This is a genomic window from Kitasatospora sp. NPDC004289 (assembly GCF_053602875.1).
The window spans coordinates 104,656-118,654 of record NZ_JBSGEL010000023.1 but is presented as its reverse complement, the minus strand read 5'-3'; the positions used below and the strand labels follow the sequence as shown (position 1 = coordinate 118,654).

Genomic DNA, 13,999 nt, shown 5'->3' with positions numbered 1-13,999 from the left:
CCGAAGTGGCGGAGGCCGAGGAGGAGGTGATCGAGGCCAAGCTGGAGAGCATCGGATTCGGCTTCCTGGTGCCGGTCTTCTTCGTGGTGAGCGGGCCGGTTCGCCGCCGTGCTGGAGCGGGCCGAGCGGCACGGCCTGGCCGAGCTGCTCCCGGACGCCCGCCTGGGCCTCGGCGAGTGCGCGCTGGAGAGCGGGGAGTTGGAGCTGGCCCGGGAGCAGTTCGAGACGGCCGAGAAGCTGTTGGCCGACGAACCGCCGCCGCGCCGGGCGGCCGCCGTCCGGGGCCGGGCGGTGGCCCACCTGCTGGCGGGCGAACTCCGCTACGCCTGCTACCTGCTGGAGAGCGCGATCGACCGGCTGAACGCGGCCGGGCTGCCGGACCCGGACGCGCTGCTGCTGCTCTACTCCGCCGTGATCGGCCCGTACATGGACATGGGCGCGCACGCCCGGGCCGCCCAGGCCGCCGAACTGGCCCTCGCGCTGGCCCCCGCCGCCACCGACCCGGCCCTGGTGGCGGGGCTGCACCGCAGCGTGGCCCGGACGCTGATCGCCGAGGGCCGGGCCGCCGAGGCGGACGCCTCACTGGCCAAGGCACAGGAGCTCTACCGGCACCTCCGGCTCGGCACCGACCTGGCCAAGTGCCACTGGATGCGCGGCTACGTGCTGGCACAGGACGGGGAACTCGACCGGGCCGAAGCCGAGTTGCGCACGGCCCGGTCGATGCTGGCCGCGCACGGGGCGGAGCTGTTCACCGAGCAGGTGGACGTGGAGCTGGCCGACGTCCTGCGCCGCCGGGGGCGGAGGCGGGAGGCGGCCGAGCTGCTGCACGCCCTGCTGGACCGGCTGGGTCCGGGGCGCGGCGCGGTGCACGCGGCCGGGGCGCACCGACTGCTCGGCCTGGTGGCGGAGGAGGCGGGCGAGACCGAGACCGCCGAGGAGCACTACGTCAACGCGCTGTCCCTGCTCGAACGGACCGGCGCGGCGGGTGACTTGGCGGACCTCTGCCGCCTGCTCGGCGACCTGCTGCGGCGCAGCGGCCGCACCGAACAGGCACTGGACGTCTACCGCACCGGCCTCGGCCACCGCGCCGCACCCGGCACCACCACCCTGGGCCCCGGCCCGACCCGGCCGCCGATCCCCTGAGCCGACCCTTCCGGAACCTTCCCCTCCGATACCCATCCGAGATCTGACGGGCCTTCCGTACCCGGTCCGAGGTGTGCCATTTTACATGTCACACATTGAGTCGGCCGCGCCCCCCACCGCACGGCCACTACTCGGCCCGGAGGCCCCCACCGTGCGACCCTCCCGGATACCGACGGCCCAGCTGGGCCGTCTGCTCACCCTGGCGTTCGCGTTCCTGCTCACCCTGGGCCTGTTCGCCCCGCAGAGCCGCGCCGCCACCCCTGCCCCGCAGCCCCAGGGCCGCCCGGCCCCCCGCAGCTTCCCGCTGCCCAAGTCCCCCGAGGTGCCGGACGACCACCGGCCCGTCCCGGGCGAGACCCTGACGGACGCTCAGGACTCCCCCAAGGCCGGCACCCCCCACGCGCAGAAGCAGGGCAAGGCGCTGCGCTCCGCGCCGAGCGCGCTCGCCGCCGCGAGCTGCACCCCCGCCGACTTCGCCAGGACCGGCGCCGCCCTGGTCCAGCAGGTCAGGTCGGTCGACGTGGCCTGCATGAACTCGCTCTTCAGCCTGGACGCCGCCGGCGCCGCCAAGGTCTTCCGCGAGGACCAGATGGCCACCGTCGCCGACGCGCTGCGCACCGCCTCGGCCACCTACGACGGCACCAACAGCTCCGCCATCGGCCAGCTGGTGCTCTTCCTGCGGGTCGGCTACTACGTGCAGTGGCGCTTCCCGAACGAGGTCGGCGCCTACGGCACCCCGCTGAAGGGCGCCACCCGCGGCGCCCTGGACGCCTTCTTCGGCGCCCCGCGCTCCAAGGACGTCAGCCAGGCCAACGGCGAGACCCTGGCCGAGGCCGTCACCCTGATCGACAGCGCCCAGGAGAACGCCCGCTACACCGGCGTGGTCAAGTGGCTGCTCAACGGCTTCAACCCGTCCACCGGCGGCGCCATGTGGAGCGCGGTGGACAACACCCGCACCGTCATCGAGCGCGGCACCGAGCTGCCCGAGTTCATCGCGGCCCTGCAGGCCGACCCGTCCTTCGCCACCGCGATGGCCGACCTGGTCACCCGCAACGCGGCCGGCCTGACCGGCGGCGACCTGGCCACCTCGATCGGCATCCTGCTCGGCTCGCTGGTCTCCTTCCCCGAACTGCGGCCCCAGGCCCGCCCGCTGGTCAAGGAGCTGATCGCCCGTTACCCGCTGGTCGGCGCCACCGGCCCGCTCACCATGAACCTGGCCTGGTTCGCGGAGAACAAGGACAAGGGCAACTGCGCCCTCTACGGCATCTGCGACCTGCCCACCCGGCTGATCCCGCTGGTGCTCACCGTGGACCACACCTGCGGCCCCACGCTGCGCATCCGCGCCCAGGACATGAGCGCCTCCGAACTGGCCGGCACCTGCACCAGCCTGGCCAACCAGGACGCCTTCTTCCACTCCCTGGTGAAGGACGGCGGCCCGGTCGCGGGCGACCAGAACCAGCGCCTGGAGGTGGTGGTCTTCGACTCCTACTACGACTACAGCCTCTACGCCTGGTCGATCTACGACATCGAGGTCGACAACGGCGGGATGTACCTGGAGGGCGACCCGTCCAAGGCCGGCAACCAGGCCCGCTTCATCGCCCACGAGGCCACCTGGGAGCGCCCGGCCTTCCAGATCTGGAACCTGAACCACGAGTACACCCACTACCTGGACGGCCGCTTCGACATGGCCGGCGACTTCGAGGCCGGGATGTCCACCCCGACCGTCTGGTGGGTCGAGGGCGTCGCCGAGTACGTCTCCTACACCTACCGGAACGTGCGCTACGACGACGCCATCGCGCAGGCGGCCAAGGGCACCTACAAGCTGAGCACCCTCTTCGACACCACCTACGACAACGCCGACTCCACCCGGGTCTACAACTGGGGCTACCTGGCGGTCCGTTACATGCTCCAGTCGCACCCGCAGGACATGGCCGCGCTGCTGGCCAAGTACCGGGCCGGCGACTGGGCGGGCGCCCGCACCCTGCTGACCTCGACCATCGGCACCCGCTACGACGCCGACTTCGCCGCCTGGCTGACCGCCTGCGGCGCCGGCCAGTGCGGCAGCCTCCAGCAGCCCCCGGCCCCGCTCTGCACCCAGGCCGACACCCGGCAGTACGACAAGGACTGCCGCCGGGACGGCGTCGCGGCCACCACCGGCAACTACAGCTACATGTTCGTCTACCTGCCGGCCGGCGTGCGGCAGCTCACCGTCACCAGCAGCGGCGGCACCGGCAACGGCGACCTCTACTACAACGGCTCCAGCTGGGCGACCACCTCGTCCTACCTGGCCAAGTCCGTGAACACCGGCAACGGCGAGACGCTCACCATCAGCGACCCGCCCTCCGGCTGGGTGTTCTTCAGCCTCTACGCCCAGCAGGGCTTCGACGGCGTCAGCGTCACCACGCGGTACTGAGCACCCCCTGAACGACGGTGCCCCGCAGGCCGGTTCGGCCTGCGGGGCACCGTCGTTCAGATCTCCGTACGCTCGCCGGACGGTCCGCCGGGGCCGAGGTCGAGGCCCAACTCGTGGATCAGGAAGCCCGCGTGGAGCCGGCTGCGGGCGCCGAGCTTGTCCATGATGTCGGACACGTGGCGCTGGCAGGTGCGCAGCGACATGCCCATCCGGCGGGCGATCGCCCGGTCCTCCAGCCCCTGCACCAGCAGCCGGACGATGGAGAGCTTCATGTCCTCGGAGATGGCCAGCACCCGCTCCTGGCTGTAGTTCTCGGGGAATGGGGTGGCCGAGGTCCAGGCCCGCTCGAAGGCACCGATGGCGAAGTCCACCAGGCTCGGGTCACGCAGCAGCATGCAGCCGGCGTCGCTGTCGCGCATGGCGATCACGGCGGCGGTCTGGTCGAAGGCCAGCATCCGCATGAAGCCGTCGCCCAGGGTGCGGATCTCGGCGCCGAGGCGGGAGACGTGGTCCACGTACTCCACCGTCACCGTGGAGAACTGGGCGGTGTGCTGGTAGAGCGTGCGCATCCGCACGCCGCGGGCGAGCACCCGCTCGGTGCGGGCCAGCGACTCCTTGAGCACGTCGTCCTTGCGGGCGCCGCCCGGCTGCGAGGTCAGGATCTCCTCGGTGGCCCCGTCCGCCAGCTCGGTGATGACGGCCCGGACCTCGTCCAGGTCGGTCAGCCGCTGGACCCCGCCACCGACCGACCCTGAGGTGAACTTGGCCTGCTCGTAGGCGAATTGGAAGGCGGCGAGGCGCTGCCGAGTGGTCTCGATCTCCCGTCTGCGCTGCTCGATCTCCCGCTCCGCCGGGGCCAGCAGCTCGGCGGCGGCGGCCTCCGGCAGGCCGGCCAGCAGCATCCCGGGCCGGGTCGCCGAGCGCTTGAGGAGTCGGAGCTCCAGCAGCCGGTCCACCGTCCGGGCGCGGTCCGGATCCTGACGTAACTCGTCTCCGTCCACCTGCTGCCGCTCGGCCACGTACTGGAACAACTCCAGCTCTTCCGGGCCCAGTTCTGCCATCACAAAGGTTGTGCCAGGTCCGACGGAGCGCACGGCCACACATCCCGCCATGGTCGAATGTACATACGAAGGGGAGTCGTATGTCATGTTATCGCCGAATGGACGACAAGGGCACCTGATCCGGCCGCAGTTCCTTCACGGAGCAACCACATGACGGTCCGTCATGTCCGGGCTTGTCCGGTATGACCCCCTCGTATCTGCGTCATGGCGTACTCACGGCCCCTGGAGGGCCCTTACCCGGCCTTCGGGGCCCCGGCAGACTCGTCGTTGCCGGGAAACACCCGGCGAACATCGGGAAGTCGAGGGGAAACCACCATGGACCGCAAGCTCTTCACCACCGCTGCTGTATTCTTCGCCGCCACCGCCACGGCCCTCCTCGCCACCCTCGCCGCCTCCCCGGCCTCCGCCGACACCGTCGCCGACACCGGCTCGCAGACCACCAACGTGACCGTGGTCCCCTCCCCGAGCCCGACCACCGGTTCTGACCTGGGCTGGGGCTGACCGCATCCACGGGCCCGCACCCCGCGGACGGCCACCCCGGCCGCACGGCGACGGAGCACCCGGGCGCGAGCGGGCTACCGGCCCGAATCGGCGAAGCGCGGACATGACAAGAAGTCCGGATATGCCGCCGGAACGCGACAGACATCCAATACGGACAGAGAGACGTGGGGAAATCAGACCGTGGACGAAGCGTTGAATTCTGTCCGATTCTCCGGCCTCCTCAGGGAATTCCGCCGGCACGCCGGACTCACCCAGCAGGAACTGGCCGACCTCTCCGCGCTCAGCGTCCGCGCCGTCCGCGATCTCGAGTCCGGCCGGGTGCACCGGCCCCGCCGGGAGACCGTCCGGCTGCTGGTCGCCACCCTCCGCCTGGAGGGCGCCAGACGTGCCGCGTTCGAGCGGGCCGCCACCGAGAACACCGAGGGCCGCGAGGCCCCGCCCGACCCCGCGCTGATCGGCCGCGAGGCCGAACTCGCCGCCCTGCTCGGCCTGCTCCGCGAGGGCGGACGCCGGCTGGTCACCGTCACCGGCCTGCCCGGGGTGGGCAAGACCCGGCTGGCCACCGCCGCCGCGGACCGCCTGCACCGCAGCGGCTGGACCGTGAACGGCGCCCTCGCCGACCCGGACGCCCTCCTGCTGGTCGACCGCCTCCAGGACGGTCCGCCGATCGCCGAACTCCTCGCCCGCCACCCGGGGTTGCGCGTCCTGACCACCGCCGCGGCACCGCTGCGGCTGCCCGGCGAACGGGTGCTGCCGCTGGCCCCGCTGCCCGCCCCGCGCCCCGCACCCGGCGCCGACCCGGCCGACCTGCTGCGCCAGGACGCCGTCCGGCTCTTCCTCGCCCGACTCCAGCACGTCCGCCCCGGCCACCGGCTGGATCCCGCGGAGGCCGCCACCGTGGCCGAGCTCTGCCGCCGCCTCGACGGGCTGCCGGCCGCCATCGAGCACGCCGCCGAGTGGTGCCTGATCCAGCCGCCGCGCCGCCTGCTGCTCTGGGCCAGGCAGAGCCCGCTGGAGCCCGCCGACTCCCCCGCCGCCGGGCCGGTGCTGCGCGCCGCGCTGCACCAGAGCATCGGCGAACTGGCCTATGCCGAACGCGAGTTGCTCCGCCACCTGGCCGGTCCCGGCCGAGGCCCCGGGCGCTCCTTCGAGCAGCTGCTCGCGCGGACCCGCACCCCGGCCGCCGAACTGGCCACCGCCGTGCACGCCCTGCTGGTGCGCGGGCTGGTGCGGGCCACGCCCGGCGCTACCGCCGATGACCTGGACTCCGGCGAACGCTTCACCGTCCCCTACCTGGTCCGCCACGCCCTCCTCGAGGCGACCACGCCCCGGACCCCCGCCGCGCGCCCGCTCCGCATCCTCGCCGCCACGGGCTGAGCCGCTCCGAAGGAGCGCGCCCGGGGGCGCGAGGAACTGCGCGAAGCGGGAGACGACGACCCGACTGCCGGGTACGGACTCCCAGTTGCAGCTCATTCCCCACAACCGACGATCGGCTCCACTTCTTCCGCCTCGCGCAGTTCCTCGCGCCCCCGGGGTGACCACCTACCTACCCGCGCGCGCCACCGAACCGCCGCCCGCCTGCCGGTGCGAACTGCCGGGCGAGCGCCGCGCCGCCGCCTAGCGTTCGGCTGTCGGCGCCGATCACCGCAGCGCCGCAGCCCACCGGGCCCCTCCGCCGTACCGACCCCCGTGGTCCGGCGTGCCCTCGACCACCCTGTGAGACGACCATGGAGTTGAAGCACCGCCCTGCCCAGCCGCGCCCCCGCACCGCCCGGGCCGACCGCACCGGCCTGGACGTGCTGGTCACCAGCGTGGCCTCCGACGCCCACACCTGGAACCTCATCTACCTCCAGCTCCTGCTGGAGGAGTCGGGCCACCGGGTCACCAACCTCGGTGCCTGCGTGCCGGACCAGCTGCTGATCGACGAGTGCCTGGCCCGCCGCCCCGACCTGGTGGTGGTCTCCACCGTCAACGGGCACGGCCTGAACGACGGCCGCCGGGTGATCCGGCAGCTCCGGGCCCGACCCGAGCTGCGCGCCACCCGGGTGGTGATCGGCGGCAAGCTCGGCATCGCCGGAGCCGAACAGGACGGCCAGGTGGCCGAGTTGACCGAGGCCGGGTTCGACGCGGTGTTCCAGGACGGCACCGGGATCGCCCGCTTCCACGACTACGTACGGGCCATCCCCGCCAGGCGCGCCGCCCCGCTGGCCGGTGCCCGGTGAGCGCCCCCGCACGACGCCCCGACGGCACCGCCCCGGACCCCGGAACCGCCGCACCGCCGGCCTGCTCCTTCGGCGGCTACGTCCGCGCCGCCCGCAACTCCGGCCGCCTGGTGGTGCAGCCCCGGATGGGCATGAGCGACCCGGCCCGGATGCGGGCCGGACTGCTGGCGACCCGTCAGGCCGACGCCACCACCGTCGGCACCCTCACCCTGGACAGCTACACCCGGGTCGGCGACCACCGCGCCGCCCGCCGGGCACTGGCCGAGGGCGTGCCGCTGAACGGCTACCCGATCGTCGCCTACTCCACCGCGACCACCCTCGGCGTCACCGAGGGCATCGCCGGCCCCTCCTTCCCGGTGCAGGTCCGGCACGGTTCGGCCGCCCCGCAGGAGATCTTCGAGGCGGCGGTGGCGGCCGGTCTGACGGCCAGTGAGGGCGGCCCGATCTCCTACTGCCTGCCCTACAGCCGGACCCCGGTCGAGCGGTCGGTGGCCAACTGGGAGGCGAGCGTGGCCGTGCTGGCCCGGCTGCGCGACCAGGGGCTGGAGCCGCACCTGGAGACCTTCGGCGGCTGCATGATGGGCCAGCTCGCCCCGCCGAGCCTGCTGGTGGCGATCAGCGTGCTGGAGGCGCTGTTCTTCCGCGCCCACGGCCTGCGCTCCGTCTCGCTCAGCTACGCCCAGCAGACCCACCCCGGGCAGGATCTGGAGGCCGTCACCGCGCTCGGCCGGATCGCCGCCGAGCTGCTCGGGGACACCGACTGGCACCTGGTGGTCTACGCCTACATGGGCGTCTACCCGCGCACCCCCGGCGGCGCGACCCTGCTGCTGGAGGAGGCCGCCCGGCTGGCCGTGCACACCGGCGCCGCCCGGCTGATCGTCAAGACCACCGCCGAGGCGCACCGGATCCCCACCGTCGAGGAGAACGTCCTGGCGCTGGAGGCCGCCGCCCGCGCCTCCGAGAGCGCGGGGACGCCGCCCGAGGTGGGCGACACCGGTATCCACGCCGAGGCGCTCGACCTGGTGCACGCCGTGCTCGACCTCGACCCCGACCTCGGCCGCGCGCTGACCCGGGCCTTCGCCCGCGGGGTGCTGGACGTCCCGTACTGCCTGCACCCGGACAACGCCGGGCGCTCCCGCAGCTACCTGGACTCGGCCGGACGGCTGCACTGGTCGGACACCGGCGCGATGCCGGTGCGCGGCAGCGCCCGCTCCGCCGCCCGGATGACCTCCTCGGGGCTGATCAGCTCCCTCTCCTACGTCCAGCAGCGCTTCGACCGGCTGGCCCTCGATCTCGCCACCACCCGTCAACTCCCCTCCCAGACCAAGGAGTCCGTCCGATGACCAGCACCGTCGAGCCCACCGCGCGCACCTGGGAGCAGCTGCTGCCCCCGGCCGACCCGCGCGCCCACCTGACCTCGGCCACCACCCGCACCGTGCTGCGGATCCAGCAGGAGCTGCTGGCGGGTGCCCGCGAGTACCTCACCGGCCTCGGCTTCCACGAGATGCTGCCGCCGGTGATCGGCCCGGTCACCGACCCGGGCGCGCGCGGCGCCAAGCAGGTGGACGTGGACTACTACGGCCACCAGTACAAGCTGATGACCAGTGCCATCCTCTACAAGCAGGCCTCGCTGCTGGCGTTCCCGAAGATCTTCTGCATCGCGCCCAACGTCCGCCTGGAGCCGCTGGAGACCTGCAACACCAACCGCCACCTGGCCGAGTTCCACCAGATCGACGTGGAGATGGCCGGCGCCTCCCGGGACGAGATCACCGCCGTGGTCGAGGGCCTGGTGCGGCACATGGTCTCCCGCGCCGTCACCCGGCTCCCGGGCGAGTTCGAGCAGCTGGGCCGGGACGTGGGCGCCTTCGCCGGGCTGCTCGGCGAGGCCTTCGGCCGGATGACGCACGCCGAGGCGGTCGCGGAGCTGCGCGAGGGCGGCCACCCGCAGAGCCCGGACGCGGAGATCGACTGGACCGGCGAGGCGCTGATCTCCGAGCGCGCCGAGAAGCCCTTCTTCGTCACCGACTACCCCAAGGGCTCGCGCGGCTTCTACGACCGGGAGAGCGCCGAGACCGCGGGCGTGCTGCGCAACTTCGACCTGCTGGCCCCGGAGGGCTACGGCGAGCTGTGCAGCGGCAGCGAGCGGGAGTTCGACTACGCCCGGATCGTCACCCGGATGCGGGAGACCGGGGAGAACCCGGCCAAGTACGGCTGGTACCTCCAGCTGGTCCGCGAGGGCATCCCCGCCTCGGCCGGCTTCGGCATCGGGGTGGAGCGCTTCACCCGCTACGTGACCGGCCTGGACTCCGCCTGGCAGGCCAACGCCTTCCCGAAGCTGCCCGGGGTGGTGTCGCCGTGACCAGCCCGCAGACCCCCGGTCTGCACACCCGGGGCCTGCCGGAGCAGGCGATCCGCGAGCGGGCCCGGCTCGGCGCGGCCGCCGCCTTCCCCGGTGAGGCGCACTACGGCCACACCCTCTTCGGAGCCGAACAGAGCGTCTCCACCGACCCGTTGGAGCAGCTGCGGATCACCCCGCCGGTCTTCATGCCGCAGCGGCTGGAGAAGCTGATCGAGCTCGGCCGGGAGCCGCTGCACACCGACGTGGAGCTCGCCACCGTGGTCGGCGGCCTGCGCTCCGCCCTCCCGCTCTACCTCTCCGCCTTCGGCTCCACCAAGGCGGCCGGCACCGACCAGGTGCTGGCCGCGAGCCGGCAGGCCGGGCGCCTCGGCATCCCGATGGTGATCGGCGAGAACATCGTGCCGATGAGCGGCTACGGCCGCACCGGTGAGCAGACCAGGCGGACCGCGCTGGCCCGGATCGCCGCCTACCTGGAGGAACTCCCGTACGGGCTGGGCGGGGTGGCGGTCCAGCAGTCCACCGAGGACGCCGACGCGGAGGTGTGGAACCTGGTCTACAGCGACCCGAGCACCCAGCCGCTGCTGGAGAGCGGCCGGCTGGCCTTCGAGCTGAAGGTGGGTCAGGGCGCCAAGCCGGGCCTGGGCGGGATGACGGTGCTGGACCGGGCGGCGGCCGCCGCGGTGGACGAGCAGTTCGCCCTGGACGAGGTCTTCGGCCCGGAGGCCGACCGGGTGCTGCGGTGCAGCAGCCCGGGCACCTTCACCGAGGAGATCCTCCGTCAGCAGATCCGGCTGATGCGCAACAACTACCCCCGGGCGAGGGTCTGGGTGAAGCTCCACCCGGGCCGGGACGTGGCGCACGCCGCCGCCACCGCCTGGGCCGCCGGCGCGGACTCGGTGACCGTGGACGGTGCCGAGGGCGGCACCGGCTGGGCGCCGGTGGCCTCGATCGCGCATGCCGGGCTGCCGCTCGGCGAGTGCCTGGCGCGGATCGGCGCCCGGCCGGACTGCCTGCTGGTCTCCGGCCGGATGTGGGAGGGCAGCCGGGTGGTGAAGAGCCTGGCGCTCGGCGCCACCGCCGCCGGGCTCGGCCGGGCCGCCCTGGTGGCCACCGACGAGGACCCGGAGGCCGGCCTGACCAGGCTGGTGGAGGCCCTGGCGCTCGAACTCCGGCTGCTGATCAGCGCGGTGGGCAAGTACACGCCCTCCGCCCTCTCCCCCGAGGACGTCTGGCCGCAGCCCGCCGGCCTGCCCTCGCCGTCCCCCGTCCTGCGCGTTCCGGAGGTGCTGCACCATGGCTGACACGCTCCCCAGGACCGAGGAGGAGACCGCCGCGCCCTCGCGCCGCCACGGCCCGCTCGGCCTGAACTACCTCTCCTTCACCGGGGCCATGAGCCTGTCCCAACTCGGCGACTCCGCCTGGTACGTGGCGCTCACCTGGACCCTGGTGCGGGACTTCAGCCCGGCCACCGCCGGCGCGGTGCTCACCGCGGCCAGCCTGCCCCGGCTGATCGGCCTGCTCGGCGGCGGCGTGATCGCCGACCGCAGCGGCCCGCGCCGGGTGATGGTGGTCACCGACCTGCTGCGCGGCGCGGTGATGCTGGCCGCGGCCGGCCTGATCGCGGTGAGCAGCCCGTCGGTGCCGGTCCTGCTCGGCGCGGCCCTGCTGCTCGCGCTGATCAGCGCCTTCTTCATCCCGGCCTCCGGTGCGGTCAAGCCGCTGATCCTGGAGGACAAGGACCTGGTCCGGGGCAACGCGCTGTTCGTCTTCGGCATCCGGGGCGGGCAGGCCGCCGGCGGCCCGGTCGGCGCCTGGCTGGTGGCGGCCGGCGGCGTCCCGCTGGTGGCGCTGGCCAACGCGGCCAGCTTCCTGCTCTCGGCCTTCGCCTCCGGCCGGGTGAAGTACACCCGGGCCCCGGCGCAGCCGCAGCCGCAGCCGAGCGCCGAACCCGCCCCGCCCAAGCCGCCGTTCAAGCAGATGCTGGTGGACGGGCTGCGCTACGTCGGCGGCCAGCGCCGGATCATGCTGGTGCTGCTGGTGATCGGCCTGACCGAGCTGGCCTGCGCCCCGCCGGTCAACCTCGGCCTGGTGCTGCTCTCCGAGCGGCTGGGCACCGGGGCCACCGGCGCCGGTCTGCTGCTCACCGCCTACACCGTGGGCGCGGTGGCCAGTTCGCTGGTCACCATGGCCTGGCCCCCCGGGAAGCACGGCGGCCGGGTGCTGGTCTCCACCGTCTGGGCGGCGGCGCTGGCGCTGACCGCCATCGCCTTCACCGACTCGCTGCCGCTGGCGATGGCCTGCTACGCGGTGCTCGGCATGGTGACCGGCCAGTCCGGCCTGGTGCTGGTCTCGATGCTGCAGCGCTGGACCGAGGCGCCGATGCGCGGCCGGGTGATGTCGGTGCTCTCGCTGGTCATCTTCGCCGCCGCCCCGCTGGCCAACCTGGCGGTCGGCGCGATGGTGAGCCTGCTGGGCTTCACCGCCGCGATGGGCGTCTTCGCGGTCTTCGCGGTGGCCGCCGCGCTGGTCACCCTGGCCTCCCCCGGACTGCGCGGGGTGCGCCTTGACTGACACCTCGCACCTGGGCCCGGCCGGCCTGGACCACGGAGCCGCCGGCTTCCCCGGACTCCCGGAGCTGCAGGCCCAGTTGCGCGACGGGCGGCTGACCAGCGTCTCGCTCACCCGGCGCTGCCTGGAGCGGATCGAGCTGGTGGACCCGCTGGTGCACGCGGTGCTGGCGGTGGACGAGTCGGCGCTGGAGCAGGCCGCCCGGGCCGACCGCCGGTACGCGGCCGGAGCCGAACGCGGGCCGCTGGACGGCATCCCGGTGCTGGTGAAGGACAACATCGACACCGCCGGTCTGGCCGGCTCGGCGGGCTCGCGCCTGCTGGCCGGCCACCCGCCGGTCCGGGACGCCCGGGTGGTGGCCGGGCTGCGCGCGGCGGGGGCGGTGGTGCTCGGCAAGACCAACCTCTCCGAGTGGTCCAACTTCCGCTCCACGCAGGCCACCGAGGGCTGGTCCGGGGTCGGCGGGCAGACCCGCAACCCGTACCGGCTGGACCGCAGCCCGGGCGGCTCCTCGGCCGGCTCGGCGGTGGCGGTGGCCACCGGGATGGCCCCGCTGGCGCTGGGCACCGAGACCGACGGCTCGATCGTCGGCCCGGCGGGGCTGTGCGGGGTGGTCGGGGTGAAGCCGGAGACCGGCCTGCTGCCGCTGGACGGGGTGGTGCCGATCACTCCCGAACTGGACAGCGTCGGCGTGCTGGCCTCCCGGCTCTCCGACGCCGCGCTGGCCCTGTCGGTGCTCGGCGGGCAGACCGCCCCCGAGCCCGATCCGGGGATGCTCCGGGTCGGCGTCTGGCGGGTGCCGCGGATGCCGGGGGTGGTGGACGCCGTGCTGGACTCGGCCGCCCAGGCGCTGCGCTCCGCCGGGATCGCGGTGGTGCCGGTGGAGCTGACGCTGGACCAGCAGACCGTCGAGGACGGGCTGTTGGCGATGTACGCCGAGTTCCGCCCGGCGCTGGAGCACTACCTGGCCGGGCGGCCCGGCGGCCCGCGCACGCTGGCGGAGCTGATCGAGGGCAACCGGAGCGATCCGGTCGAGCTCTCGCTCTTCGGCCAGGACCTCTTCGAGCAGGCCCAGCTGATCGGGCCCGGCGAGCGGGAGCGGGCCGTGCCCGCCCGGCAGCGCTCCCGGGACGCGGCGCGCAGGCTGCTGGACCGCACCATGCGCCGCTACGGCGTCCAGGCGCTGCTGGCACCCACCAACGAGCCGGCCCCGGTGCTGGACTACGAGCTCGGCGACCCGGGCACCCCCGGCAGCTCCACCCCGGCCGCGCTGGCCGGGTACCCGAACGTCTCGCTGCCGGTCGGGCAGTTCCGCGAACTCCCGCTCGGCGTCTCGGTCTTCGGCCCGCCCACGCTGGCCCGGCTGCTGCCGGTCGCGCTGCGGGTGGCCGAGGCCTGCGCGGTCCGCCGCACCCCCGCGCTGCTGCCCTAACTGCCGCTCAACTGCCGTGCAGGACTGCCCAGTTGGGCAGCACGGAGCTCATAGCGTAAGCCCCACAACGACTCCCCAGGAGGACCCGATGAGCAACCCCTTCGAGAACGAGGACGGCACCTTCCTGGTGCTGGTGAACCACGAGAACCAGCACTCGCTCTGGCCCGCCGCCATCGAGGTCCCGGCCGGCTGGGAGACCGTCAAGTCCGGGGCCACCCGGGCCGAGGCCCTCGGCTACATCGAGGAGCACTGGACCGATCTGCGCCCCGCCAGCCTGGTCGCCCAGGCCTCCTGACCACC

The 13,999-nt window shown here is 73.7% G+C and carries 11 protein-coding genes and 1 pseudogene; 11 read left to right on the top strand and 1 reads right to left on the bottom strand.

Translation table 11 applies throughout. The annotated features are described in order from the left end of the window. Positions 1-90: 90 nt before the first annotated feature. Both ACWEPF_RS17970 and ACWEPF_RS17965 read left to right on the top strand, forming a co-directional pair. A pseudogene (locus ACWEPF_RS17970) lies at positions 91-1,143 on the top strand (tetratricopeptide repeat protein); the annotation flags it as partial. An 85-nt stretch (positions 1,144-1,228) separates the two neighbouring features. Further along, positions 1,229-3,556, top strand: coding sequence for a M9 family metallopeptidase (locus ACWEPF_RS17965; RefSeq protein ID WP_452173328.1), 2,328 nt, complete (start codon positions 1,229-1,231; stop codon positions 3,554-3,556). A gap of 56 nt (positions 3,557-3,612) precedes the next feature. On the opposite strand, the gene ACWEPF_RS17960 is transcribed toward ACWEPF_RS17965, so the two are convergent. Further along, positions 3,613-4,617, bottom strand: a complete 1,005-nt coding sequence (locus tag ACWEPF_RS17960; protein WP_452173327.1) for a response regulator transcription factor — start codon at positions 4,615-4,617, stop codon at positions 3,613-3,615. A gap of 315 nt (positions 4,618-4,932) precedes the next feature. Here ACWEPF_RS17960 and ACWEPF_RS17955 point away from each other — a divergent pair, with 315 nt between their 5' ends. The 9 genes from ACWEPF_RS17955 (at position 4,933) to ACWEPF_RS17915 (ending at position 13,994) form a co-directional block, all read left to right on the top strand. After that, positions 4,933-5,118, top strand: coding sequence for a hypothetical protein (locus ACWEPF_RS17955; protein WP_452173326.1), 186 nt, complete (start codon positions 4,933-4,935; stop codon positions 5,116-5,118). A 192-nt stretch (positions 5,119-5,310) separates the two neighbouring features. Beyond that, positions 5,311-6,495, top strand: a complete 1,185-nt coding sequence (locus ACWEPF_RS17950) for an AAA family ATPase (protein WP_452173325.1) — start codon at positions 5,311-5,313, stop codon at positions 6,493-6,495. Positions 6,496-6,845: 350 nt separating this feature from the next. Next, a complete protein-coding gene (locus ACWEPF_RS17945; RefSeq protein WP_452173324.1) occupies positions 6,846-7,340 on the top strand; it encodes a cobalamin B12-binding domain-containing protein in 495 nt (164 codons plus the stop codon). Positions 7,341-7,447: 107 nt separating this feature from the next. Then, complete coding sequence (locus ACWEPF_RS17940) at positions 7,448-8,683, top strand: methylaspartate mutase (protein ID WP_452173331.1); 1,236 nt, start codon at positions 7,448-7,450, stop codon at positions 8,681-8,683. Further along, entirely contained in the window at positions 8,680-9,699 is a 1,020-nt protein-coding gene (locus tag ACWEPF_RS17935; RefSeq protein WP_452173323.1) for an asparagine synthetase A, read from the top strand. The genes ACWEPF_RS17940 and ACWEPF_RS17935 overlap by 4 nt, the downstream gene beginning before the upstream one ends. After that, a complete protein-coding gene (locus ACWEPF_RS17930) occupies positions 9,696-11,000 on the top strand; it encodes a glutamate synthase-related protein (protein ID WP_452173322.1) in 1,305 nt (434 codons plus the stop codon). Before ACWEPF_RS17935 ends, ACWEPF_RS17930 begins: the two co-directional genes overlap by 4 nt. Next, complete coding sequence (locus tag ACWEPF_RS17925; protein ID WP_452173321.1) at positions 10,993-12,270, top strand: MFS transporter; 1,278 nt, start codon at positions 10,993-10,995, stop codon at positions 12,268-12,270. The genes ACWEPF_RS17930 and ACWEPF_RS17925 overlap by 8 nt, the downstream gene beginning before the upstream one ends. Beyond that, positions 12,263-13,699, top strand: coding sequence for an amidase family protein (locus tag ACWEPF_RS17920; protein WP_452173320.1), 1,437 nt, complete (start codon positions 12,263-12,265; stop codon positions 13,697-13,699). The genes ACWEPF_RS17925 and ACWEPF_RS17920 overlap by 8 nt, the downstream gene beginning before the upstream one ends. An 88-nt stretch (positions 13,700-13,787) precedes the next feature. Then, positions 13,788-13,994 carry an MbtH family protein gene (locus ACWEPF_RS17915; RefSeq protein WP_345288695.1) on the top strand — a complete coding sequence of 69 codons (207 nt, stop codon included), beginning with the start codon at positions 13,788-13,790 and terminating at the stop codon, positions 13,992-13,994. Positions 13,995-13,999: the final 5 nt, after the last annotated feature.

Bases quoted from the DNA above. Each gene is read 5' to 3' on its own strand.
- ACWEPF_RS17925 (WP_452173321.1), top strand. From the start codon at position 10,993: ATGGCTGACACGCTCCCCAGGACCGAGGAGGAGACCGCCGCGCCCTCG.
- ACWEPF_RS17945 (WP_452173324.1), top strand. From the start codon at position 6,846: ATGGAGTTGAAGCACCGCCCTGCCCAGCCGCGCCCCCGCACCGCCCGG.
- ACWEPF_RS17965 (WP_452173328.1), top strand. From the start codon at position 1,229: ATGTCACACATTGAGTCGGCCGCGCCCCCCACCGCACGGCCACTACTC.
- ACWEPF_RS17955 (WP_452173326.1), top strand. From the start codon at position 4,933: ATGGACCGCAAGCTCTTCACCACCGCTGCTGTATTCTTCGCCGCCACC.
- ACWEPF_RS17935 (WP_452173323.1), top strand. From the start codon at position 8,680: ATGACCAGCACCGTCGAGCCCACCGCGCGCACCTGGGAGCAGCTGCTG.
- ACWEPF_RS17960 (WP_452173327.1), bottom strand. From the start codon at position 4,617: ATGGCAGAACTGGGCCCGGAAGAGCTGGAGTTGTTCCAGTACGTGGCC.
- ACWEPF_RS17915 (WP_345288695.1), top strand. From the start codon at position 13,788: ATGAGCAACCCCTTCGAGAACGAGGACGGCACCTTCCTGGTGCTGGTG.